22 protein-coding genes and 1 tRNA gene are annotated in these 22594 nt (G+C 62.4%); 7 read left to right on the forward strand and 16 right to left on the reverse strand.

Features of this window, described 5'->3' with window-relative positions; genetic code table 11:
- Positions 1-56 precede the first annotated feature (56 nt).
- The 12 genes from nuoF to tsaD all read right to left on the reverse strand — a co-directional run bounded on the left by nuoF (position 57) and on the right by tsaD (position 10324).
- Positions 57-1400, reverse strand: coding sequence for an NADH-quinone oxidoreductase subunit NuoF (gene nuoF, locus JY96_RS04080; protein WP_035035142.1), 1344 nt, complete (start codon positions 1398-1400; stop codon positions 57-59).
- A gap of 12 nt (positions 1401-1412) precedes the next feature.
- On the reverse strand, positions 1413-1898 hold the full coding sequence (nuoE, locus tag JY96_RS04085; RefSeq protein WP_035035144.1) for an NADH-quinone oxidoreductase subunit NuoE: 486 nt from the start codon (positions 1896-1898) through the stop codon (positions 1413-1415).
- Positions 1899-1916: 18 nt separating this feature from the next.
- Entirely contained in the window at positions 1917-3170 is a 1254-nt protein-coding gene (locus tag JY96_RS04090) for an NADH-quinone oxidoreductase subunit D (protein WP_035035147.1), read from the reverse strand.
- 21 nt (positions 3171-3191) lie between these two features.
- The gene (locus JY96_RS04095) at positions 3192-3806 is read right to left on the reverse strand and encodes an NADH-quinone oxidoreductase subunit C (RefSeq protein WP_035035149.1); all 615 of its coding nucleotides are present in this window, start codon (positions 3804-3806) and stop codon (positions 3192-3194) included.
- A 14-nt stretch (positions 3807-3820) separates the two neighbouring features.
- A complete protein-coding gene (locus JY96_RS04100) occupies positions 3821-4297 on the reverse strand; it encodes an NADH-quinone oxidoreductase subunit B family protein (protein WP_035035151.1) in 477 nt (158 codons plus the stop codon).
- 72 nt (positions 4298-4369) lie between these two features.
- Positions 4370-4729: an NADH-quinone oxidoreductase subunit A gene (locus JY96_RS04105; RefSeq protein ID WP_035035154.1), complete on the reverse strand. Its 360-nt coding sequence runs from the start codon at positions 4727-4729 to the stop codon at positions 4370-4372.
- A gap of 245 nt (positions 4730-4974) precedes the next feature.
- Positions 4975-5059, reverse strand: a tRNA-Leu gene (locus JY96_RS04110).
- A gap of 109 nt (positions 5060-5168) precedes the next feature.
- Complete coding sequence (secG, locus tag JY96_RS04115; RefSeq protein ID WP_035035157.1) at positions 5169-5543, reverse strand: preprotein translocase subunit SecG; 375 nt, start codon at positions 5541-5543, stop codon at positions 5169-5171.
- Between the two features lie 36 nt (positions 5544-5579).
- The gene (tpiA, locus tag JY96_RS04120) at positions 5580-6335 is read right to left on the reverse strand and encodes a triose-phosphate isomerase (protein WP_035041173.1); all 756 of its coding nucleotides are present in this window, start codon (positions 6333-6335) and stop codon (positions 5580-5582) included.
- On the reverse strand, positions 6335-8620 hold the full coding sequence (gene pnp, locus JY96_RS04125) for a polyribonucleotide nucleotidyltransferase (RefSeq protein ID WP_035035160.1): 2286 nt from the start codon (positions 8618-8620) through the stop codon (positions 6335-6337). Before pnp ends, tpiA begins: the two co-directional genes overlap by 1 nt.
- A gap of 200 nt (positions 8621-8820) precedes the next feature.
- A complete protein-coding gene (gene rpsO / locus JY96_RS04130; RefSeq protein WP_035035163.1) occupies positions 8821-9090 on the reverse strand; it encodes a 30S ribosomal protein S15 in 270 nt (89 codons plus the stop codon).
- A gap of 163 nt (positions 9091-9253) precedes the next feature.
- Positions 9254-10324, reverse strand: a complete 1071-nt coding sequence (gene tsaD, locus JY96_RS04135; RefSeq protein ID WP_035041175.1) for a tRNA (adenosine(37)-N6)-threonylcarbamoyltransferase complex transferase subunit TsaD — start codon at positions 10322-10324, stop codon at positions 9254-9256.
- Positions 10325-10400: 76 nt separating this feature from the next.
- Here tsaD and JY96_RS04140 point away from each other — a divergent pair, with 76 nt between their 5' ends.
- From JY96_RS04140 to JY96_RS04155, 4 genes are all read left to right on the forward strand, one after another.
- A complete protein-coding gene (locus JY96_RS04140; protein WP_035035166.1) occupies positions 10401-11033 on the forward strand; it encodes an ANTAR domain-containing response regulator in 633 nt (210 codons plus the stop codon).
- 230 nt (positions 11034-11263) lie between these two features.
- Complete coding sequence (locus tag JY96_RS04145) at positions 11264-12487, forward strand: CmpA/NrtA family ABC transporter substrate-binding protein (protein ID WP_369796122.1); 1224 nt, start codon at positions 11264-11266, stop codon at positions 12485-12487.
- A gap of 242 nt (positions 12488-12729) precedes the next feature.
- Positions 12730-13665, forward strand: a complete 936-nt coding sequence (ntrB, locus tag JY96_RS04150) for a nitrate ABC transporter permease (RefSeq protein WP_035035173.1) — start codon at positions 12730-12732, stop codon at positions 13663-13665.
- A gap of 38 nt (positions 13666-13703) precedes the next feature.
- Entirely contained in the window at positions 13704-14504 is an 801-nt protein-coding gene (locus JY96_RS04155; protein WP_035041177.1) for an ABC transporter ATP-binding protein, read from the forward strand.
- Positions 14505-14680: 176 nt separating this feature from the next.
- Here JY96_RS04155 and lgt read toward each other — a convergent pair whose 3' ends face one another.
- The gene (gene lgt / locus JY96_RS04160) at positions 14681-15484 is read right to left on the reverse strand and encodes a prolipoprotein diacylglyceryl transferase (protein ID WP_035041178.1); all 804 of its coding nucleotides are present in this window, start codon (positions 15482-15484) and stop codon (positions 14681-14683) included.
- 78 nt (positions 15485-15562) lie between these two features.
- Here lgt and JY96_RS04165 point away from each other — a divergent pair, with 78 nt between their 5' ends.
- Positions 15563-16819: a putative Na+/H+ antiporter gene (locus tag JY96_RS04165; RefSeq protein ID WP_035035176.1), complete on the forward strand. Its 1257-nt coding sequence runs from the start codon at positions 15563-15565 to the stop codon at positions 16817-16819.
- Positions 16820-16907: 88 nt separating this feature from the next.
- A complete protein-coding gene (locus JY96_RS04170; protein ID WP_235333845.1) occupies positions 16908-17900 on the forward strand; it encodes a sodium:calcium antiporter in 993 nt (330 codons plus the stop codon).
- 21 nt (positions 17901-17921) lie between these two features.
- On the opposite strand, the gene ilvD is transcribed toward JY96_RS04170, so the two are convergent.
- Positions 17922-19772 (reverse strand): dihydroxy-acid dehydratase, encoded by a 1851-nt coding sequence (gene ilvD / locus JY96_RS04175; RefSeq protein ID WP_035035182.1) that lies wholly within the window; start codon positions 19770-19772, stop codon positions 17922-17924.
- Positions 19773-19850: 78 nt separating this feature from the next.
- Entirely contained in the window at positions 19851-20111 is a 261-nt protein-coding gene (locus JY96_RS04180) for a TIGR04438 family Trp-rich protein (RefSeq protein ID WP_035035184.1), read from the reverse strand.
- Positions 20112-20230: 119 nt separating this feature from the next.
- On the opposite strand from JY96_RS04180, the gene JY96_RS04185 reads away from it, so the two are divergent.
- Positions 20231-20542 (forward strand): c-type cytochrome, encoded by a 312-nt coding sequence (locus JY96_RS04185; RefSeq protein WP_052162125.1) that lies wholly within the window; start codon positions 20231-20233, stop codon positions 20540-20542.
- A 109-nt stretch (positions 20543-20651) separates the two neighbouring features.
- Here JY96_RS04185 and JY96_RS04190 read toward each other — a convergent pair whose 3' ends face one another.
- Positions 20652-22481, reverse strand: coding sequence for an MFS transporter (locus tag JY96_RS04190; protein WP_235333846.1), 1830 nt, complete (start codon positions 22479-22481; stop codon positions 20652-20654).
- Positions 22482-22594 lie beyond the last annotated feature (113 nt).

The raw sequence follows: 22594 nt of genomic DNA on the forward strand, positions 1-22594 counted from the left end.
CCCAAGGAAGACCAGCCCCCACGGGGGGCAGCGAGGTACTCCGAGCGTGGGGGCGCTTAGACATAGGCCGGGACCATGCAGGTCTTGTGTTCGATGTGGTGCACGAACTCGTCGCGGTAGTGCTTGATGAAAGCACGCACCGGCATTGCCGCGGCATCACCCAGTGCGCAGATGGTGCGGCCCTGGATGTTGTCGGCAACGGAGTTCAGCAGGTCGATGTCTTCAGGACGGCCCTTGCCGTTCTCGATGCGGTCCATCATGCGCCACAGCCAGCCCGTGCCTTCGCGGCAAGGCGTGCACTGGCCGCACGATTCGTGCATGTAGAAGTAGGACAGACGCAGCAGGCTCTTGACCATGCAGCGGGTCTCGTCCATCACGATGACGGCACCCGAGCCCAGCATCGAGCCGGCCTTGGCGATGGAGTCATAGTCCATCGTGCACTCCATCATGATGTTGGCAGGCAGCACCGGCATGGACGAACCACCAGGGATCACGGCCTTGAGCTTGCGGCCACCGCGCACGCCACCGGCGAGCTCCAGCAGCTTGGCAAACGGCGTGCCCATCGGGATCTCGTAGTTGCCGGGACGCTCGACGTCACCAGAAATCGAGAACAGCTTGGTGCCACCGTTGTTGGGCTTGCCGGTATTCAGGAAGGCTTCGCCACCATTGCGGATGATCCACGGCACGGCCGCGAAGGTTTCCGTGTTGTTGATGGTGGTGGGCTTGCCGTACAGGCCGAAGCTGGCGGGGAAAGGCGGCTTGAAGCGGGGCTGGCCCTTCTTGCCTTCGATCGATTCCAGCAGCGCGGTTTCTTCACCGCAGATGTAGGCGCCAAAACCATGGTGCGCGTGCAGCTGGAACGTGAAGTCGCTGCCCATGATGTTGTTGCCGAGGTAACCGGCAGCACGGGCTTCTTCCAGGGCGGCTTCGAAGCGTTCGTACACCTCGAAGATTTCGCCGTGAATGTAGTTGTAGCCCACGGTGATGCCCATCGCGTAGGCCGCAATGGCCATGCCTTCGATCACGGTGTGCGGGTTGAAGCGCAGGATCTCGCGGTCCTTGCAGGTACCCGGTTCGCCTTCGTCGGAGTTGCAGACCAGGTACTTCTGGCCGGGGAAGGCGCGGGGCATGAAGCTCCACTTCAGGCCGGTGGGGAAGCCGGCACCGCCACGACCACGCAAGGCAGAAGCCTTCACTTCGGCGATGACCTGGTCCTGGGTCATGCCCGGGCCACCGTCCTTGCCGAGGATCTTGCGCAGCGCTGCGTAGCCACCGCGGGCTTCGTAGTCCTTCAGACCCCAGTTGTTGCCGTCGATGCCCGCATAGATTTGCGGCTCGATGTGGCGGCCATGGAAAACGGTTTCCTTGCCGGTCGCCTGGAATTGGGAAAGATCAAGCATCTTGTTCCTGCCTCACTTGGCCTGGGCCTTGAGCACATCAACCAGCTTGTCCAGCTTGTCGTTGCTCATGTAGCTGACCATCTGACGGTCGTTGACCAGCATGACCGGTGCGTCGGCGCAGGCGCCCAGGCACTCACACTGCTGCACGGTGAACAGGCCGTCGGGCGTGGTGCCACCGTTGTCGACACCCAGCTTCTCGCACAGGTACTGCAAGGCCTTCTGGCCGTCGCGCAACTGGCAAGGCAGGTTGGTGCACACGTTCAGCTTGAACTGGCCCACCGGCTGCTGGTTGTACATGTTGTAGAAGGTGACCACTTCATGCACGGCGATGGGCGCCACGCCGATGTAGTCAGCCACTTCCTGCTCGCTTTCAGGCGACACCCAGCCACGCTCCTGCTGGACGATGGACAGGCAGGCCATGACCGCGGAGATGCGCTGGTCGGCCGGGTACTTGGCGAGTTCGCGGTCGAAACGCGCTTTGGTTTGTTCGCTCAACATGGTTTGTCGATCACTCACTTAGCGGTCAATCTCACCGAACACGATGTCCATCGTGCCGATGATGGCCACGGCATCAGCCAGCATGTGGCCGCGGGACATTTCGTCCAGCGCAGCCAGGTGCGGGAAGCCGGGGGCACGGATCTTCAGGCGGTAAGGCTTGTTGGCACCGTCGGATGCCAGGTAGATGCCGAACTCTCCCTTGGGGTGCTCGACTGCGGCATAGGCCTCGCACTCGGGCACATGGAAGCCTTCGGTGAACAGCTTGAAGTGGTGGATCAGCTCTTCCATCGAGGTCTTCATCTCGACGCGCGAAGGTGGGGCCACCTTGTGGTTGTCGGTGATGACAGGGCCCGGGTTGGCACGCAGCCAGTCCACGCACTGCTTGATGATGCGGTTGGACTGACGCAGCTCTTCGACACGCACCACATAGCGGTCATAACAGTCGCCATTGGTGCCGACAGGGATGTCGAAGTCCAGCTTGTCGTACACGTCATACGGCTGGTGCTTGCGCAGGTCCCACACGATGCCGGAACCACGCAGCATGGCGCCCGTCAGGCCCATCTGCAGGGCACGCTCAGGCGTCACCACACCGATGCCCACCGTACGCTGCTTCCAGATGCGGTTGTCGGTCAGCAGGGTTTCGTACTCGTCCACCAGCTTGGGGAAGCGTTGGGTGAAGTCGTCGATGAAGTCCAGCAGCGAGCCCTGACGGTTCTCGTTCATGCGAGCGATCGTCTTGGCGTTCTTGATCTTGCTGACCTTGTACTGCGGCATCGCATCCGGCAGGTCGCGATAGACACCGCCTGGACGGAAGTAGGCCGCGTGCATGCGCGCGCCCGACACGGCTTCGTACATGTCGAACAGGTCTTCACGCTCGCGGAAGCAGTAGATCAGGATGTTCATGGCGCCGCAGTCGAAGCCATGACAGCCCAACCACAGCAGGTGGTTCAGCACACGGGTGATCTCGGCGAACATCACACGGATGTACTGCGCACGCACCGGCACCTCGATGCCCAGCATCTTCTCGATGGCCAGGCAGTAGGCGTGCTCGTTGCACATCATCGAGACGTAATCCAGGCGGTCCATATAGGGCAGCGACTGGATGTAGGTCTTGGACTCGGCCAGTTTTTCAGTGGCACGGTGCAGCAGGCCGATGTGCGGGTCGGCGCGCTGGATGACTTCGCCGTCGAGCTCCAGCACCAGACGCAGCACGCCGTGCGCTGCCGGGTGCTGCGGACCGAAGTTCAGGGTGTAGTTCTTGATTTCTGCCATGGTTCAACCTTCCTGCATCGATCAGTGGAGACCACCGTAGTTGTCTTCGCGGATGATGCGCGGGGTGATCTCGCGCGCCTCGATGGTGACCGGCTGGTAGATCACGCGCTTTTGCGCTTCGTCGTAACGCATTTCGACGTGCCCCGTGGTGGGGAAGTCCTTGCGGAACGGGTGGCCGATGAAGCCGTAGTCGGTCAGGATACGGCGCAGGTCTTCGTGGCCGTCAAACACGATGCCGTACAGGTCGAAGGCTTCGCGCTCGAACCAGTTGGCCGAGTTCCAGATGCCGTTGACCGAGGCCACGATCGGGAAATCATCGTCAGGCGCGAACACCTTCAGGCGCAGGCGCCAGTTCTTGCTGACCGACAGCAGGTGGCTGACGGCGCAAAAGCGCGGGCCTTCCGAATAGATGCTGGGTGCGCCGTCCTTGTAGGCCGAGTAATCCATGCCGCACAAGTCGATCAACTGTTCGAACTTCAGGTCGGCATGGTCACGCAAGGTGCGGGCCACTTCGAGGTAGTCGGCGGCAGACACCGTCAGGGTCAGTTCACCCTTGGCGTTGTCCAGTCGCTTGATCTTGTCGCCCAGCACGTTTTGCAGGGCGTTTTGCAGGTTGGCGAGTTTTTGGGTCGTCATGCGATGGCTCCTGATCAGCGGGCGATCGTGTTTTCGCGGCGAATCTTCGCCTGCAGCTGCAGGATGCCGTAGAGCAGTGCTTCAGCCGTCGGCGGGCAGCCGGGCACGTACACGTCCACCGGGACGATGCGGTCACAACCGCGCACCACCGAGTAGCTGTAGTGGTAGTAGCCACCACCGTTGGCGCACGAGCCCATGGACAATACCCAGCGGGGTTCGGCCATCTGGTCATACACCTTGCGCAGGGCTGGCGCCATCTTGTTGCACAGCGTGCCGGCCACGATCATCAGATCGGACTGACGGGGGCTGGGGCGGAACAACATGCCGAAGCGGTCAATGTCGTAGCGAGCCGCGCCCGCGTGCATCATCTCGACCGCGCAGCAGGCCAGACCGAAGGTCATGGGCCACAGAGAACCGGTCTTGGACCAGTTGATCAGCGTGTCAGCCGAGGTGGTGATGAAGCCCTCTTTGAAGACGCCTTCGATACCCATTTCAATTACCTCTTGAAGATTCCAGTGCCAGAGCGGTTGCAGGAACGGTCGCGATGCGAGCCAGAGCCGGGATCACTCCCAGTCCAGCGCGCCCTTCTTCCACTCGTAGGCAAAGCCCACAACCAGGATGCCCAGGAACAACATGATGGCCAGGAAGCCGGTCATGCCCACTTCCTTGAGCGCCACCGCCCAGGGGAACAGGAATGCGATTTCCAGGTCGAACAAGATGAAGAGGATGGCGACCAGGTAGTAGCGCACATCGAACTTCATGCGTGCGTCCTCGAAGGCTTCGAAGCCGCACTCGTAAGGGGAGTTCTTGGCCTCGTCAGGGCGACGGGGGCCCAACAGGAAACCAAGCGCCTGTGGCGCAATGCCCACACCCACGCCAACGAGGATGAAAAGAATGACGGGCAGATATTGCTCAATGTTCATGGCCAGGGGCTTTCAGAACGAACAAGACGCGTGATTGGACCACACAGACAAAACAAAAAGCGCGCCAGGCATGCGATCAATCGGGATTGAACCCGAGATGACAGCATCCACAGCGCGCCCACCGGAGGACTTCGTACTGCTGAACCCACCCAACGGAAGGCAGCTTTCACATCCTTCACGATCAGCTTGGGAGAAACAACCGGCGCTGATCATGGGATTGGCACAAAGACTCGTTTGAAATCTTATGGTGCCGACGGCGAGACTCGAACTCGCACAGCTTTCGCCACTACCCCCTCAAGATAGCGTGTCTACCAATTTCACCACGTCGGCAAGTGGGTCAGCAAAGTGCTTCACTGAACCCGCTCGTTTGTTGCTTCGGTTTGCTTGAGGTTTGCTCACCGAAGCCTCTTATTCTAAACCGATTTTTGTCGCCGATTCGTCACTTGTTCGGAATCAGTGCAGCACCAGAGGCCGGCGCAGCAGGCACCGACACCGCAGAGGCCGCAGAAGCGGACACCGCAGCACCACTGGCAGCCTGATCCAGCACGCTGGCTTGATCAGCCGCGTTGGCGCGATGGTTACCGAAGTAAGCCAGCGCCAATGTGCAAGAGAAGAACACAGCGGCCGCCACGGCCGTCGAGCGCGACAAAAAGTTGGCGCTGCCGGTGGCCCCGAACAGACTGCCCGACGCCCCACTACCGAAGGACGCCCCCATATCGGCACCCTTGCCGTGCTGCACCAGCACCAGGCCAATCATGGCCAGCGCAGACACAACCTGGAGCAAGAGCACCATCGTCATCAAAGCTTGTTGCATGAAAGAAAACTCCTAGACCTTTTCCAGTCGATGACCTCAGGCCGCGCGCGCGATGGCAGCGAAATCCGCCGCCTTGAGCGCAGCACCACCAATGAGGCCGCCGTCGATATCAGCCTGAGCGAACAGCTCGGCCGCGTTGTCGGGCTTGACGCTGCCGCCGTACAGCAGCGGCACCTTGGCCGCTTCAGGCAGGGCAGCCTTGAGCTGCGCACGCAGGAAAGCGTGCACAGCCTGCGCCTGCTCGGGTGAAGCCGTCTTGCCTGTGCCAATGGCCCAGACAGGCTCGTAAGCCACCACGACCTGCACCAGCTGCGCACCCAGGGTGTCGATGACAGCCTTCATCTGGCGCGCCACCACAGCCTCGGTTTGACCCGCTTCGCGCTCGGCCAGCGTTTCGCCGACACAGACGATCGGCGTCAGGCCATGAGCCAGTGCAGCCTTGGCCTTGTCGGCGACCAACTGGTCACTCTCAAGGTGGTAGCTGCGGCGCTCCGAATGCCCCACGATGGCGTACTTCGCACCGAATTCGCGCACCATCGGGCCCGAGACCTCACCCGTGTAAGCGCCTTGCGCCTGCACGGAGACGTCCTGCGAGCCCCAGGCAATGGCCGAACCCTTGAGGGCCTCGGCCACATCAGCCAGGAACACGAAAGGCGGGCACACCGCCACATCAGCCTTGGGCGCCGTGGCGGCCAGGTCGGCCGCCAGAAGACCCTTGATCAGTTCAGCATTGGATGCACGGCTGCCGTGCATCTTCCAGTTGCCAACAACCAGTTTCTTCATGGCGCGGATCACTGCTGCTGTTGCTGCTGAGCCTGGCCTTCGGCGTCACCACCTTGAGCCGACGTCTCTTGCTCGGCGCGGGGCGCACGGTCACGGCGCTCGCCGCGGTCACCGCGATCACCACGATCACGGCCACCACGGTCGCCGCGGTCACCACGAGGGCCACGGTCGCCGCGCTCTTCGCGCTCGGGCATACCTTCAGGGCGATCCAGCAAGGCCTTCATGGACAGCTTGACGCGGCCCTTTTCGTCGGTCTCCAGGACCTTGACCTTGACGATCTGGCCTTCCTTCAGGTAGTCGCCCACGTTCTCGACACGCTCATGTGCGATCTGGCTGATGTGCAGCAGACCGTCCTTGCCGGGCAGCAGGTTGACCAGGGCACCGAAGTCAAACAACTTGGTGACAGCGCCTTCGTAGGTCTTGCCGATTTCGACTTCAGCGGTGATCTCGTTGATGCGCTGGATGGCGAAGTTGGCCTTCTCGGCATCGGTCGAAGCCACGGTGATGACACCGTCTTCGGCGATGTTGATCTGGCAGCCGGTTTCTTCACACAGGCCACGGATGGTGGCGCCGCCCTTGCCGATCACGTCACGGATCTTCTCGGGGTTGATCTTCAGCGTGTACAGGCGGGGCGCGAACTCGGAGACTTCGGTGTTGGCACCGGCCATGGCTTCGACCATCTTGCCCAGGATGTGCAGGCGAGCTTCCTTGGCCTGAGCCAGCGCGACCTGCATGATTTCCTTGGTGATGCCCTGGATCTTGATGTCCATCTGCAGAGCCGTGATACCGGACGTGGTACCGGCCACCTTGAAGTCCATGTCACCCAGGTGATCTTCATCACCCAGGATGTCGGTCAGCACGGCGAACTTGTTGCCTTCCTTGATCAGGCCCATGGCGATACCGGCCACGTGCGCCTTCATGGGCACGCCAGCGTCCATCAGCGCCAGGCAGCCGCCGCACACGGAAGCCATCGACGAGGAGCCGTTGGATTCGGTGATCTCGGAAACCACGCGCAGGGTGTAGGCGAACTCTTCCTTCGGGGGCAGCAGCGGCACCAGGGCGCGCTTGGCCAGACGGCCGTGGCCGATTTCGCGGCGCTTGGGGCTGCCCACACGGCCGGTTTCGCCGGTGGCGAACGGAGGCATGTTGTAGTGGAACAGGAAGGTGTCGCGGAAGTCACCGGTCAGCGCGTCGATGCGCTGGGCATCTTGCTCGGTGCCCAGGGTGGACACGACCAGGGCCTGGGTTTCACCACGGGTGAACAGGGCCGAGCCGTGCACGCGCGGCAGCACGCCGGTGCGGATCTCGATGGGACGCACGGTGCGGGTGTCGCGACCGTCGATGCGAGGCTCGCCGGCCAGGATCTGGCTGCGCACGATCTTGGCTTCGATGTCGAACAGCAGGCCTTCAACCTTGACGCTGTCAAAAGCGATGCCCTCTTCGGTCAGCGCGGTCTTGACTTCTGCGTAGGCCAGGCGGCAGGCGTGCGTACGAGCCTGCTTGGAGCGGATCTGATAAGCAGCGCGCAGCTTTTCTTCAGCCAGGGCATTGACCTTGGCGATGAAGGCCTCGTCCTTGGCGGGAGGCAGCCAGTCCCAGGCAGGCTTGCCGGCATCGCGCACGAAATCGTGGATGGCCTGGATGGCGATGTTGCCTTGCTCGTGGCCGAACACCACACCACCCAGCATCACGTCTTCCGACAGCTGGTCGGCCTCGGACTCCACCATCAGCACGGCGGACTCGGTACCGGCGACGATCAGGTCCATCTTGGACTCGGCCATCTGCGAAGGGCTGGGGTTCAGCACATATTCGCCATTGATGTAGGCCACGCGTGCGGCGCCGATGGGGCCGTTGAACGGGATGCCGGAGATCGACAGCGCGGCGCTGGAGGCGATCATGGCGGCGATGTCGGACGCCACCTCAGGGTTCAAGGACACCACATGGATCACCAGCTGGACTTCGTTGTAGAAGCCTTCGGGGAACAGGGGACGGATCGGGCGGTCGATCAGACGCGAGGTCAGGGTCTCGAATTCGGAAGGCTTGGCTTCGCGCTTGAAGAAGCTGCCAGGGATCTTGCCGGCGGCGTAGGTCTTTTCGAGGTAATCAACCGTCAGGGGGAAGAAGTCCTGGCCGGGCTTGGCGGTCTTGGCGCACACCACGGTGGCCAGCACGACGGTGCCTTCGATGTCGACCAGCACGGCGCCGGTGGCCTGGCGGGCGATTTCACCCGTTTCCATCGTGACGGTGTGGTTGCCCCACTGGAAGGTCTTGGTGACTTTGTTGAACATGGTCATGGAAGTGATCTCCGGTTTATATCGGGCACCTTGCGGCGCCTTTGGTTATGCCGTCACTCAGTCGCGATGCCATTCCAGCGGGATTGCGGGGATCAACCCCGTTGGAATGACACAGCGTTCGCTTGTCGAGTGCCTGGCGTCAAAAAACAAAAAGCCTGTGCTGGGGGAGACCAGACAGGCTTTTTGTTGTCATGCGGTGCTTACTTGCGCAGACCCAGCTTGGCGATCAGTGCAGCGTAGCGGCTGAAGTCCTTGTCCTTCAGGTAGTCCAGCAGCTTGCGACGACGGCTGACCATGCGCAGCAGGCCGCGACGACCGTGGTGGTCCTTCTTGTTGGCCTTGAAGTGGGGAGTCAGTTCGTTGATGCGAGCGGTCAGCAGGGCCACTTGCACTTCGGGAGAGCCGGTGTCGTTGGCGGCACGGGCGTTGTCCTTGATGATGGCTGCGGTATTGATGTCTGCGACGGACATGGTGTTTCCTGAAAAACAGATGCAGGCCGACGGTACAGACTGATCAAAAAGTCAGGCACCAGCGGTTTCTGCGTTGGACTTGCGACACCGGGTGAAACCAACCCAGGTCGTGCGAAATTGCCGCCCTTTGAAAACGGCAAGACGCAGAGTATAGCAAAAATCCTCAGAGGGTGGCCAGATCCCAGCGCGGCTTGACGTCGAACGCCGGCTCGGTGCTCAGCGTGGCCAGCCCCGCCTGCAGTCGCATGGCCGCTGCCAGGGCGATCATGGCGCCGTTGTCGGTACACAGGTGCAATTCAGGGTAGTGAACGCGGATACCACGCCTGGCGCAAGCTCGATCCAGTTGCTCGCGCAGCAGTTTGTTGGCACCCACGCCACCGGCCACCACCACCCGCTTCAGGCCAGTGGACTTCAACGCGGCCAGCGACTTCTTGACCAGCACCTCGACAATCGCGGCCTGCGTGGAGGCCGCCAGATCTGCCAGTACCGCCTGGTTTTCGGGCGCCGCCAGCTTGTCGGCCTGCTCCAGCCAACCCAGACGCACCAGATGGGTGCGAACCGCGGTTTTCAAACCCGCGAACGAAAAATCCAGGTTGCCGGAATGCAGCATGGGCCGAGGCAACTCGAAGGCATCCGCCCGCCCATTGGCCGCCAGCTTCGACAGGTGCGGGCCACCCGGATATGGCAAGCCCATCAGCTTGGCCGACTTGTCGAAGGCCTCGCCGGCTGCGTCGTCCACCGTTTCGCCCAGCAGCTCGTAGCGCCCTACCCCATCAACACGCATCAGCTGCGTGTGGCCGCCGGATACCAGCAGCGCCACAAAGGGGAACTCGGGCGGGTCAGCGGACAGGAAAGGCGACAGCAAATGCCCCTCCAGGTGATGCACCCCCAGCAGCGGCTTGCCCATGGCCGCACCCAAGGCACAGGCCACACCCGCCCCAACCAGCAGCGCCCCTGCCAGACCAGGGCCCTTTGTGTAGGCCACCACATCCACATCGCTCATGGATTTGCCAGACTCGCTCAATACCTGGCGAGCCAGCGGCACGACGCGGCGAATGTGATCGCGGGAAGCCAGTTCGGGCACCACGCCGCCATAAGCCTGATGCATGTCGATCTGGCTGTGCAAGGCATGGGACAAGAGCGTGGGTGCACCACCGCTCTGAGGCAGCGCCACCAGCGCCAGCCCCGTTTCGTCACATGAAGATTCAATACCCAGGATCAATGTGTCAGCCATCCCGCGAGTGTAGATCCCCACCAACATCGGTGCCATGGCCGTCGCCGGCGGGCTTGTTTGTTGCATGATCCCGGCCATGAGCCTTCCAGCGCAGCAGCTACGCGTCGTCATCGTCCTGCCCGTCACCCTGTCCATCGAACCCGATGACGATGAGGTGGCCGAGGTCGAACGCACACGCATCCTGCGCATCGCGCTGCTGGAGGCCGGCTACAACGTGATCGCCACCCTGCCCGGCGACCGCTTCCTGCCCGACCGCCTGACCGAGATCCAGCCCGACATGGTGGTGGTCGATGCCGAATCACAAGGCCGCGACATCCTGGAACACGTGGTGATGGCCACGCGCGACGAGCGCCGCCCCATCGTGATGTTCACGGACGACGAAGACACCAGTTATGTGCGCAAGGCGATTGCCGCAGGCGTGTCGGCTTATGTGGTGGCAGGTACGCCGGCCGAACACATCAAGCCCGTGCTGGATGTGGCCATGGCGCGCTTCGAGCATGAAGAGAAGCTGCGCAGCGAGCTGGCCGACGCGCGCAATCAGCTCGAAGAGCGCAAGGTCATCGACCGCGCCAAGGGCCTGCTCATGACCCGCCAGGGCCTGACCGAGCAGGAAGCCTATGCGCGCCTGCGCAAGGCGGCCATGGACAAAGGCATCAAGCTGGCCGATGTGGCCCAGCGCCTGATCGACGCGGCCGACCTCCTCGGCTGAAGCCTGGCCCCAAGCCTGTGCACACAGGCTGGCACACCGTTTGCATTACCTGATTCAAGCAAAGTCAACGGCGACTTTGCGTGCCTTGGGCGCCCAATGACGGGCCCCGAGCTTCCGACAAAGGTGTCATCGAAGCGTGTTTCCGTCCTTGTGATGGAGGCCTGCTGCGACGACACCTTTTTTGTTTTCAAACAGGAAAGCTTTGCACCATGAACTCGCAGGATCTGAAAATGACCCGCCGCACCATCTTGAAAACCGCAGCCGCCGCCAGTGCCGTCGGGGCTGTGCCTGGGCTCCAATCCGCCGTCTGGGCCGCGGGCTCCGACAAGCCCGAACTGGAGGAAGTCAAGATCGGTTTCATCCCCCTGACCGACTGCGCCTCCGTCGTGATGGCCTCGGTGCTGGGCTTTGACAAGAAGTACGGGGTCAAGATCGTCCCGTCCAAAGAAGCCTCCTGGGCCGGTGTGCGAGACAAACTGGTGAACGGCGACCTGCACATGGCACACGTGCTGTACGGCCTGGTCTATGGCGTGCACCTGGGCACGGCTGGCCCCAAGAAGGACATGGCTGTGCTCATGTCCATCAACAACAATGGACAGGGCATCACCCTGTCCAAAATGCTGGCCGACAAAGGGGCGGTGGACGGGCCGTCTTTGGCCAAATACATGGCCGCCAACCATCGTGAGTACACCTTCGCAGGCACGTTCCCGACAGGCACACATGCCATGTGGATGCACTACTGGCTGGCTGCCGCCGGCATCAACCCACTGTCTGGCGCCAAGCTGATCACGGTACCGCCGCCTCAGATGGTGGCCAACATGCGCGTGGGCAACATGGACGGTTTCTGCGTGGGCGAGCCATGGAACCACCGCGCCATCATGGATGGCATCGGCATCACGGCCAACACCACCCAGGACATCTGGCAGGATCACCCTGAAAAGGTACTGGGCTGCACCGCAGAGTTCGTCAAGATGTACCCCAACACCGCCCGCGCGGTGATGATGGCGGTGCTGGAAGCCAGCCGCTGGATCGATGCCGGCCTGCAAAACAAGATGAAGATGGCCGAGACAGTCGCCCAGAAGTCCTACATCAACACCAGCGTCGATGTGATCAACCAGCGCATCCTGGGTCGCTATCAGAACGGCCTGGGCAAGACCTGGGACGACCCCAACCACATGAAGTTCTTCAATGACGGCAAGGTCAACTTCCCGTACCTGAGCGACGGCATGTGGTTCCTGACGCAGCACAAGCGCTGGGGCTTGTTGAAAGACCACCCGGACTACCTGGGTGTGGCCAAGCAGATCAACCGGATCGACCTGTACAAGCAGGTGGCCAGCGCCATGGGCATCAGCGTGCCCAAGGATGTGATGCGTACCAGCAAATTGATGGACGGCGTCGTCTGGGACGGAAAGGACCCGAAGAAGTACGCCGACAGCTTCAAGATCAAGGCCTGACCTTGGTCCACAGGTTTGTGCAACCTGCCCGATTCCTTGCCTGAGTTTTGTGAGCTTTTTGAGTTTCGCCAACAAAACCAACTGAGTCCCGCTGAGACCCGATCCCGCCGGGGCGCCCTTGAAGGCACCCCCAGGTCATCCACTTGAATGGATGGCCCCGGCTGGTCACCTTTTGCAGACATCGAATCGGGCGGGCCCCTGCGCTTCGCTCACGCCTCACCGGCCCATTGAAGGAGTTCCTCATGGTCAGCGCCGTCTTTCACAGCCCCTCGGATGCCAGCGACGCCCTGCGCGCGGACAAGGCATCCGGCAAGCCCACATCCAACCCCATGACTTCCATCGCCGCCCCCGCTGGCAGCCCCCTCGCCACAGCCAGCACCAAACCTGCCCCCCTGCCCAAAGCGCCCACTGACTGGGCAGGCCTGGCCCTGACCGCGCTGGCACCACTGGCGGGCATCGCCTTGCTGGTGGGCATCTGGGCCTTGCTCACCATGAAAGGCGGCAACTTCCCCACGCCGCTGGCCACCTGGCAGGAAGCCGTCAAGCTCTTCTCGGACCCGTTCTACAGCAACGGCCCCAATGACCAGGGTATCGGCTGGAACATCCTGTTCTCGCTCAAGCGCGTGGCCATGGGCTTCGGGCTGGCTGCCGTGGTCGGCATCCCGCTGGGTTTCCTGATCGGCCGCTCGAAGATCGCCAGCGCCATGCTCAACCCGATCATCAGCCTGCTGCGCCCGGTGTCGCCCCTGGCCTGGCTGCCCATCGGCCTGCTGGTGTTCAAGTCGGCTGACCCGGCCGCCATCTGGACGATCTTCATCTGCTCGATCTGGCCGATGATCATCAACACCGCCGTGGGCGTGCAGCGTGTGCCCGAGGACTACCTCAACGTGGCCAAAGTGCTGAACCTGAGCGAATGGAAGATCGTCACCAAGATCCTCTTCCCCTCCGTGCTGCCCTACATGCTGACCGGCGTGCGCCTGTCGGTGGGCACCGCGTGGCTGGTGATCGTGGCCGCTGAAATGCTCACGGGCGGCGTCGGCATCGGCTTCTGGGTCTGGGACGAGTGGAACAACCTGAACGTGCACCACATCCTGATTGCCATCTTCGTGATCGGCATCGTCGGCCTGCTGCTTGAAAACGCCCTGGTGGCTGTCGCCAAGCGCTTCAGCTTCGAATGAGCCCCGCGCACCACCCACCACCATCCAAGGAGTCACGCATGCCTCACTTCATCGACATCAGCCAGGCCGAAATGGTGTTCAACACCAAGAAGGGCCAGTTCCACGCCCTGCGCGAGATCAACCTGGGCATCCAGAAGGGTGAATTCATCGCCTTGATCGGCCACTCGGGCTGCGGCAAGTCCACCCTGCTCAATCTGATTGCCGGCCTGCTCATGCCCACCAGCGGCGGCCTAATCTGTGACGGCCGGGAGATCGCCGGCCCCGGCCCCGAGCGCGCCATGGTGTTCCAGAACCACTCGCTGCTGCCCTGGCTGACGTGCTACCAGAACGTCTACCTCGCCGTGGAGCGCGTGTTTGGCGGCAAGGAAAGCAAGGAGCAACTCAAGAAGCGCACCGAGGACGCGCTGGAGCTGGTCAACATGACCCACGCCACGCACAAGCGCCCCAACGAGATCTCGGGCGGCATGAAGCAGCGTGTCGGCATTGCCCGCGCCCTGGCCATGGAGCCCAAGGTGCTGCTGATGGACGAGCCCTTTGGTGCGCTGGACGCGCTGACCCGCGCCCACCTGCAAGACGAGCTGCTCAAGATCGTCGCGCGCACCAAGTCAACCGTGGTCATGGTGACCCACGATGTGGACGAGGCCGTGCTGCTGTCGGACCGCATCGTGATGATGACCAATGGCCCGGCCGCCACGATTGGCGAGGTGCTGGACGTGCCGCTGGCCCGCCCCCGCAACCGTGTCGAACTGGCCGAAGACCCGACCTACATCCATTGCCGCAAGGCGGTGCTGGACTTCCTCTACACACGCCACGGCGTGGCCGACAAGAAGGCCGCCTGATCCGGGCCGAGAGATCGTACGGAGAAACCGAGGAGCAAACAGAGGTTGAAACCAAACGCTGGCACACCCCTTGCTTGAAGAGCAGTGGCCGCTTGATTCGCCAGAGCCAGGCGGTCTTCCTCAGCGGGGGTCAGTGGGTCCGCGAAACTCCACCGACCTCTTAACGCCTTCCAGTTTCAGGACTGGAAGGCGTCTTTTTTTGCCATGCCCCAGAACAGGGCCCCCAGGACGATCATGGGCACGCACAGCCATTGCCCCATGCTCATGTTCAGTGCAAGCAGGCCCAGGAAGCTGTCCGGCTCGCGGAAGTACTCGGCGATGAAGCGGAAGCTGCCATAGCCCAGCAGGAACATGCCGGACACAGCGCCCTGCTGGCGCGGCTTGCGCGCGTACAGCCACAGCAGCACAAAGAGCAGCACGCCCTCCAGCCCGAACTGGTAGAGCTGCGAGGGGTGGCGAGGCAGGTCACTGCCCGACTCCGGGAACACCATGGCCCACGGCAGGCTCGGGTCGGCCGCCCTGCCCCACAACTCGCCGTTGATGAAATTGCCGATGCGCCCGGCAGCCAGGCCGAGCGGCACGCAGGGGGCCACCAGATCGGCCACCTCGAAAAAGTGTCGGCCCTGACGTTTGGCGAACACGGCCATGGCGGTGATCACCCCCAGCAAGCCACCGTGAAAGGCCATGCCCCCTTGCCAGACCGCGAAGATCTCGGCCGGGTGAGCGAAGTAATGCGAAGGCTTGTAGAACAGCACATAGCCCAGCCGCCCGCCCAGCACCACGCCCAGCATCGAGAAGAACAGCAGGTCTTCTACGTGCTGGCGCGTCCAGCCGCGTTCGGCAAACGGGGCATGCGTGGCGCGCACGGTCGCCAGCAGATAGGCGCCCACGAAGGCCGCCAGGTAAGTCAGGCCGTACCAGTGCACCTTCAAGGGGCCCAGCGACACGGCAACAGGGTCAAATTGGGGATGAATCAGCATGGCGCGAACGATAACCGATGTGGCCAGCCACATGGCCGCCCCCAATGTGAAGATGTGTTGGGCTGGTAGGATCAAGCCATGAACCCGACCACCATCCAGATCATTGGCGCCGGCCTGTTCGGGGTCGCGCTGCTGCACACCTTCTCGACCAAATTCTTCGAGCACCTGGCTCACACGCGCCCGACCCACGCCGGCCTGTGGCATCTGCTTGGCGAGGTCGAAGTCGTTTTTGGTTTCTGGGCGTTCGTCATGATGACCGTGATGTTCGTGCTCGAAGGCAAAGCCGCTGCCACGCACTACCTGGACACACGCAACTTCACCGAACCGCTGTTCGTGTTCGCCATCATGGTGGCGGCCGCCAGCAAGCCCATCCTGCAAGCCGCAGGTGGCATGACCCGATTGCTCGCACGCATGTTGCCGCTGGCACCCGGCTGGTCGTTCACGCTGGTTGCGTTGACGATCGTGCCCTTGATGGGCTCCTTCATCACCGAGCCGGCTGCCATGACTTTGGCTGCGCTGCTGCTGCGTGATGGGCTTTACAGCCATGCCATCTCCAACCGGCTGAAGTACGCCGTACTGGGCGTGCTGTTCGTCAATGTGTCGATTGGCGGCACCTTGACGCCTTATGCAGCGCCGCCCGTGCTGATGGTGGCCAGCGCCTGGGGCTGGGATCTGGCCTTCATGTTCCTGCACTTCGGGGACAAGGCCGCACTGGCCGTGGCCATCAATGCCATCGGCCTGGTGCTGCTGTTCGGCAAGGAACTCAAGACCCTGCCGCCCCTTGCTCCGCCGGATGAGGCCCGGCCTCCCTTGCTGGTCACCGCCATCCACATCCTGCTGCTGGCGGGCATCGTGATCTTCGCCCACCACCCGCCGGTCTTCCTCAGCCTGTTCATGCTGTTTCTCGGCTTCACGGCTGCTTACGAGCGCTACCAGTCACCGCTGATCCTGCGCGAAGGTTTGCTGGTGGCCTTCTTCCTGGCGGGGCTTGTGGTGCTGGGTGGGCAACAACAGTGGTGGCTGGAGCCCTTGCTGCTCAAGATGGATGCCAACGCCGTGTTCTTTGGCGCCACGGCGCTGACAGCCATCACCGACAACGCCGCGCTGACTTACCTGGGTTCGCTGGTGCAAGGTTTGAGCGACGAGTTCAAGTACGCCCTGGTGGCTGGCGCGGTGACTGGCGGTGGCCTGACCATCATTGCCAATGCACCCAACCCTGCCGGCGCATCCATCCTCAAAGGCAAGTTCGAGGACCAGGCCATCCACGCAGGGGGCCTGCTGCTGGCCGCATTGGCTCCTACGCTGGTGGCCTTGATGGCATTCAAGTTGTTGTGAGCCACCCTGATCACACGATTGGTGGAATCCAAAGCACCGGGCTGAACCTGACCAAATCGAAGGGGATACCATCCTGACCACACTCTGGTTGACCTGGCTGCAATTTCTGATCTGCGTCGCTGTGATCGGATTTGCCGGCGTCAGGCTCAGCCGCTATGGTGACGCGATTGCGTCACTCACCGGCCTGTCCCGCAACTGGATCGGGCTGATCCTGATCGGGACTGTCACGTCACTACCTGAGTTGGTCACGGGCATGAGTGCAGTGACCGCAGCCAATGCGCCAGACATCGCGATGGGCGATGCACTGGGCAGTTGCGTGTTCAACCTGGCCATCCTGGCCTTGATCGATGTGCTCTATCGCAAACAGTTTGTCTACCGCGTAGCATCCAGTGAGCACATGCTGTCTGCGGCCTTCAGCATCATCTTGTTGGCAGGTGCTGCCTTCAATTTGTTGATGACAAGGCAGAACGCCATGCCAATCATTGGGCATATCAGCCTGGGCAGTGTGGCGTTGCTGGTCATGTACCTGGTGACCATGCGAGCGCTTTACCTGGCGGAACAAAGGCATGCCAACGCCAGACCAGGCACCAAACCGGAACAACTGAGCATGAAGGCTGCCCTGATGGGCTACAGCATCTCTTCTGCCGTGATCATTGCCGCAGGCGTTTGGTTGCCCTTCGTCGGAGTCGAACTGGCACGCGTCATGGGGTGGTCCCACTCCTTCGTTGGCTCACTGTTTGTCGCGTTCGCCACATCGGTTCCAGAACTGGCCACCACATGGGGAGCCTTGCGCGTCGGGGCCATCGACATGGCCCTGGGCAACCTGCTTGGCAGCAACTTGTTTGACGTGATGATCTTGGCCCTGGACGACATAGCCTACCGCGCAGGCTCGATTTACCAGTCGGTGTCACCCGTCCATGCTGTATCGGCCGTCACGGCGTGCATGATGAGCGCCGCGGTCATTGTGGCCCTGGCCTACCGTCCGGTCTCCAGGGTCTGGCATACAGCGAGTTGGGCCAGCCTCTCCTTGCTGGCCTTGTACCTGCTCAACGCCATGATCCAGTTTCTGCACGGCCATTAGGGCCGCGCAGACGGCCTCGCTTCAGCGCTTGATCTGCGACAGGTCGCGCACCGCGCCCGTGTCAGCCGAGGTGGTCAGCAAGGCATAAGCCTGCAAGGCCGCCGACACATAACGCTCGCGCTTGGCCGGCTTCCAGGCATGGGTGCCACGGGCTTCCATGGCCTCGCGGCGCTTGGCCAGCGTCTCGGGGCTGACGGCCAGGTGGATCTTGCGGTTGGGGATATCGATCTCGATGGCGTCGCCATCTTCCACCAGCGCAATGGCGCCGCCTTGCGCCGCTTCAGGCGAGGCGTGGCCAATGGACAGGCCCGAGGTGCCACCGGAGAAGCGGCCATCTGTGAGCAAGGCGCATTGCTTGCCCAGGCCGCGGCTCTTCAGGTAGGAGGTGGGGTACAGCATTTCCTGCATGCCGGGGCCGCCCTTGGGGCCTTCGTAGCGGATGATGACCACGTCACCAGCCTGCACCACTTCGCCCAGGATGCCGTCCACGGCGTCTTCCTGGCTCTCGAACACGCGGGCCTTGCCGGTGAACTTCCAGATGGACTCGTCCACACCGGCCGTCTTCACGATGCAGCCCTTCTCGGCGATGTTGCCGTAGAGCACGGCCAGGCCACCGTCTTTGGTGAAAGCATGTTCTGTGCTGCGGATCACGCCCTTGGCGCGGTCCAGGTCCAGCGCCTTCCAGCGGCTGTCTTGCGAGAAGGCCACTTGCGTGGGCACGCCACCAGGCGCGGCCTTGAAGAACTCGTGCACGGCTTCGTCCTTGGAGACGGTCACGTCCCACTGAGCGATGGCATCAGCCATGGTCTTGCTGTGCACGGTGGGCAGATCGGTGTGCAGCAGGCCGCCACGGGCCAGCTCGCCCAGGATGGCCATGATGCCGCCGGCACGGTGCACATCTTCGATGTGCACATCAGGCACGGCAGGGGCCACCTTGCTCAGGCAAGGCACGCGGCGCGAGATGCGGTCGATGTCCTGCATGGTGAAGTCCACGCCGGCTTCCTTGGCAGCGGCCAGCAGGTGCAGCACGGTGTTGGTCGAGCCGCCCATGGCCACGTCCAGGCTGATGGCGTTCTCGAAGGCCTTGAAGTTGGCGATGTTGCGGGGCAGCGCGGATTCGTCGTCCTGCTCGTAGTAACGCTTGGCCAAGGCCACGATGCTGCGGCCGGCCTGGCGGAACAGCTTTTCACGATCGGCGTGCGTGGCCAGCGTGGTGCCGTTGCCTGGCAGGGACAGGCCCAGCGCCTCGGTCAGGCAGTTCATGGAGTTGGCGGTGAACATGCCCGAGCACGAACCGCAGGTCGGGCAGGCCGAGCGCTCGACCTGGGCAACCTCTTCGTCAGAGCAGCTCTTGTCAGCGGCCTTGACCATGGCGTCCACCAGGTCCAGCGCGATGACCTTGCCTTCAAGCTTGACCTTGCCGGCCTCCATCGGGCCACCGGAAACGAAGATCACGGGGATGTTCAGGCGCAGCGCGGCCATCAGCATGCCCGGGGTGATCTTGTCGCAGTTGGAGATGCACACCAGCGCGTCGGCCGTGTGGGCATTGCACATGTACTCGACGCTGTCGGCGATCAGGTCACGCGAGGGCAGCGAATACAGCATGCCGCCGTGACCCATGGCGATGCCGTCGTCCACGGCGATGGTGTTGAATTCCTTGGCCACACCGCCTGCCGCTTCGATTTCGCGGGCAACCAGCTGCCCCAGGTCCTTCAGGTGCACGTGGCCGGGCACGAACTGGGTGAAGCTGTTGGCAATCGCGATGATCGGCTTCTCGAAATCACCGTCCTTCATGCCCGTGGCGCGCCACAGGGCACGGGCACCCGCCATATTGCGACCGGCGGTGGAGGTACGGGAACGATACTGAGGCATGAAACGGCTCCGGGGGGCTTGTTTTCTGAAGGGACCCGATTTTATCCCCTGCCCCGAAAGCCGGCTAACTTTGCGCGATCAACGCTTGCCCTTCTTGGGGCTTTGCAGGCCGAGCGCATCCAGCGACTTCTGCCGGCGGGCCTCCCGCTTGTCGTCGATCTTCTGCATGGCCTTGCGCTGCGTCATGCCCGACCAATCGGCCCACACCCACCAGACGATGGCCAGCCCGAAGGGCAGCAGCATGATCCACCAGTGCTCTTTCCAGGTCCAGGCCCCGACGGGACCGATGCCAGCCAGGTTCAGGACCAGCAACACAACGCCAATTGCGACAAACCACATGATTGCTGCCCTATGAAATGCGTGCCGAGGCAAAAAAGACACGCCTGTCAACGCGCGCCCTGCCCAAGCGTTTATAAAACACCCCTCAACTGTAATTCACCCTCTGTGGAAGGACCCCCATGAAACTCCTGCCCTCCCTGCTGATTGCCGCCACGCTGGCCGCTGCTGGCGCCCCCGCCATGGCCAACCTGGAACTGGCCCAGAAAAAGGCCTGCCTGGCTTGCCACAGCGTGGACAAGAAGGTGGTTGGCCCAGCCTACAAGGATGTGGCCAACAAGTACCGCGGCCAGAAGGGCATCGAAGCCAAGCTGGTCGAGAAGGTCATGAAGGGCGGCAAGGGTGCCTGGGGTGAAGTGCCCATGCCCGCCAACCCCCAGGTCAACGAAGCCGAAGCCAAGCAACTGGTGGGCTGGATCCTGTCGCTGAAATAAACAGCCCGGCCGCTCCCGGCAACGAAAAAGCCCCGCTGTGTGCGGGGCTTTGTTTTTCACGGCTGGCCAACGCTTGTGGCATTGGCCAGCCCGGGGTCGCATCGAGGCGTCAGTCGCCGGCGTAGATGTCGACGTCCTTGGTTTCACGCACGAACAACAGGCCAATCACAAACGTGGCGCTGGCAATGATGACCGGGTACCACAAGCCGTTGTAGATGTTGCCCGTCTGGGCCACGATGGCAAACGCCGTGGTTGGCAGCAGGCCGCCGAACCAGCCATTACCGATGTGGTACGGCAAGCTCATCGAGGTGTAGCGGATGCGGGTCGGGAACATCTCCACCAGCATGGCGGCAATCGGGCCGTACACCATGGTCACGTAGATGACCAGCAGCGTCAGGATGGCCACGATCACAGGCTTGTTCAGCTTGGCCGGGTCAGCCTTCGCCGGGTAGCCCGCCGCCTTGAGCGCAGCACCCACCGACTTCTTGAAGTTGGCTTCGAGGACCTTCACCGCAGCAGCCTTGCCGTCCTTGTCGAACGAAGCCAGGGTCGCCGAGGCTTCCTTCAAGGCCTTTTCCGCGTCCTTCAGCTTGTCGGCGGCAGCGGGATTGGCCGTCATGTCGGCCACCTTGGCCGCAGCGGCGTCCTTGGCCTTCGTTGCCATCTCCTTGGCGGCGAGCACATCAGCCTCGGTCACCTTGGTGGGCGACACGCTGTTGATCACCGTTTCGCCAACCTTGACGACAGCCAGGGCACCAGCGGGGCCGCTGACGTTCTCGTAGTTCACCGAGCTGCTGGCCAGCAGTTGCTTGGCCACGTCGCAGGAACTGGTGAACTTGGCGGTGCCCGTCGGGTTGAACTGGAAGGAGCACTCGCTCTGGTCGGCCACCAGGGTCACCGGCGCAGAGGCCTGAGCGCGAGCCAGATCAGGGTTGGCCGCTTCGGTCAGCGCCTTGAACAGCGGGAAGTAGGTCACCGCGGCAATCAGGCAGCCACCCAGGATGATGGGTTTGCGGCCGATCTTGTCGGACAGCGAACCAAACACCACGAAGAAAGGCGTACCGATCAGCAGGCCCAGGGCCACCAGGATGTTGGCGGTGGCACCATCGACCTTCAGCGCCTGCGTCAGGAAGAACAAGGCGTAGAACTGGCCGGTGTACCAGACCACCGCCTGACCCGCGACCAGACCAACCAGGGCCAGGATCACGATCTTCAGGTTGGCCCACTGGCCGAAGGACTCGGTCAGCGGCGCCTTGGAGGTCTTGCCCTCTTCCTTCATCTTCTTGAAGGCCGGGCTTTCGTTCATGCTCATGCGGATCCACACGCTGACGCCCAGCAGGGCGATCGACACGATGAACGGGATGCGCCAGCCCCAGTCAGCGAAGGCCTCTTCGCCAATGGCCGTGCGCACGCCCAGGATCACCAGCAGCGACAGGAACAAACCCATCGTGGCGGTGGTCTGGATCCAGGCTGTGTAGGCACCACGACGACCGTGCGGCGCATGCTCTGCCACGTAGGTTGCCGCACCACCGTACTCACCACCCAGTGCGAGACCCTGCAGCAGGCGCAGCCCGATCAGGATCACAGGCGCAGCAACACCGATCGAGGCATAGCTGGGCAGCACGCCCACGATGAACGTGGACATACCCATGATCAGGATGGTGACCAGGAAGGTGTACTTGCGGCCGATCATGTCACCCAGGCGACCGAACACCAGGGCACCGAAGGGACGCACGATGAAGCCGGCCGCGAAGGCCAGCAGCGCAAAAATGAACGCCGAGGTGGGATCAAGCCCGGCAAAGAACTGTTTGGCGATGATGGCCGCCAGAGAACCGTACAGGTAAAAGTCGTACCACTCGAAAACCGTGCCTAGGCTGGAGGCGAAGATAACCTTCTTCTCCTCGGCCGTCATTGGCGCACTGGAAACGTTGCTTGCCATGGTGTAGAGCTCCTCGTCATTACAGAAGTAAGCACGCTTGTGGCGTACTCACCCCTCAATCTAGGGGGGGTCGTTAATAAATGTAATGAGGGTGAATGCTTAGAAAGCGGTGA

Origin of the sequence: Aquabacterium sp. NJ1, from assembly GCF_000768065.1 — a bacterium.
In the GTDB taxonomy this organism is placed as follows: Bacteria; Pseudomonadota; Gammaproteobacteria; order Burkholderiales; family Burkholderiaceae_C; genus Aquabacterium.

What these genes read in the sequence shown, in the direction of transcription:
- JY96_RS04155 (WP_035041177.1), top strand. Translation starts at nt 13,704, where the DNA reads ATGCCTCACTTCATCGACATCAGCCAGGCCGAAATGGTGTTCAACACC.
- nuoE (WP_035035144.1), bottom strand. Translation starts at nt 1,898, where the DNA reads ATGTTGAGCGAACAAACCAAAGCGCGTTTCGACCGCGAACTCGCCAAG.
- JY96_RS04095 (WP_035035149.1), bottom strand. Translation starts at nt 3,806, where the DNA reads ATGACGACCCAAAAACTCGCCAACCTGCAAAACGCCCTGCAAAACGTG.
- tsaD (WP_035041175.1), bottom strand. Translation starts at nt 10,324, where the DNA reads ATGGCTGACACATTGATCCTGGGTATTGAATCTTCATGTGACGAAACG.
- ilvD (WP_035035182.1), bottom strand. Translation starts at nt 19,772, where the DNA reads ATGCCTCAGTATCGTTCCCGTACCTCCACCGCCGGTCGCAATATGGCG.
- JY96_RS04180 (WP_035035184.1), bottom strand. Translation starts at nt 20,111, where the DNA reads ATGTGGTTTGTCGCAATTGGCGTTGTGTTGCTGGTCCTGAACCTGGCT.
- JY96_RS04100 (WP_035035151.1), bottom strand. Translation starts at nt 4,297, where the DNA reads ATGGGTATCGAAGGCGTCTTCAAAGAGGGCTTCATCACCACCTCGGCT.
- ntrB (WP_035035173.1), top strand. Translation starts at nt 12,730, where the DNA reads ATGGTCAGCGCCGTCTTTCACAGCCCCTCGGATGCCAGCGACGCCCTG.
- JY96_RS04185 (WP_052162125.1), top strand. Translation starts at nt 20,231, where the DNA reads ATGAAACTCCTGCCCTCCCTGCTGATTGCCGCCACGCTGGCCGCTGCT.
- JY96_RS04165 (WP_035035176.1), top strand. Translation starts at nt 15,563, where the DNA reads ATGAACCCGACCACCATCCAGATCATTGGCGCCGGCCTGTTCGGGGTC.
- JY96_RS04190 (WP_235333846.1), bottom strand. Translation starts at nt 22,481, where the DNA reads ATGGCAAGCAACGTTTCCAGTGCGCCAATGACGGCCGAGGAGAAGAAG.
- secG (WP_035035157.1), bottom strand. Translation starts at nt 5,543, where the DNA reads ATGCAACAAGCTTTGATGACGATGGTGCTCTTGCTCCAGGTTGTGTCT.
- JY96_RS04140 (WP_035035166.1), top strand. Translation starts at nt 10,401, where the DNA reads ATGAGCCTTCCAGCGCAGCAGCTACGCGTCGTCATCGTCCTGCCCGTC.
- JY96_RS04105 (WP_035035154.1), bottom strand. Translation starts at nt 4,729, where the DNA reads ATGAACATTGAGCAATATCTGCCCGTCATTCTTTTCATCCTCGTTGGC.
- nuoF (WP_035035142.1), bottom strand. Translation starts at nt 1,400, where the DNA reads ATGCTTGATCTTTCCCAATTCCAGGCGACCGGCAAGGAAACCGTTTTC.
- JY96_RS04145 (WP_369796122.1), top strand. Translation starts at nt 11,264, where the DNA reads ATGACCCGCCGCACCATCTTGAAAACCGCAGCCGCCGCCAGTGCCGTC.
- JY96_RS04090 (WP_035035147.1), bottom strand. Translation starts at nt 3,170, where the DNA reads ATGGCAGAAATCAAGAACTACACCCTGAACTTCGGTCCGCAGCACCCG.
- rpsO (WP_035035163.1), bottom strand. Translation starts at nt 9,090, where the DNA reads ATGTCCGTCGCAGACATCAATACCGCAGCCATCATCAAGGACAACGCC.
- lgt (WP_035041178.1), bottom strand. Translation starts at nt 15,484, where the DNA reads ATGCTGATTCATCCCCAATTTGACCCTGTTGCCGTGTCGCTGGGCCCC.
- pnp (WP_035035160.1), bottom strand. Translation starts at nt 8,620, where the DNA reads ATGACCATGTTCAACAAAGTCACCAAGACCTTCCAGTGGGGCAACCAC.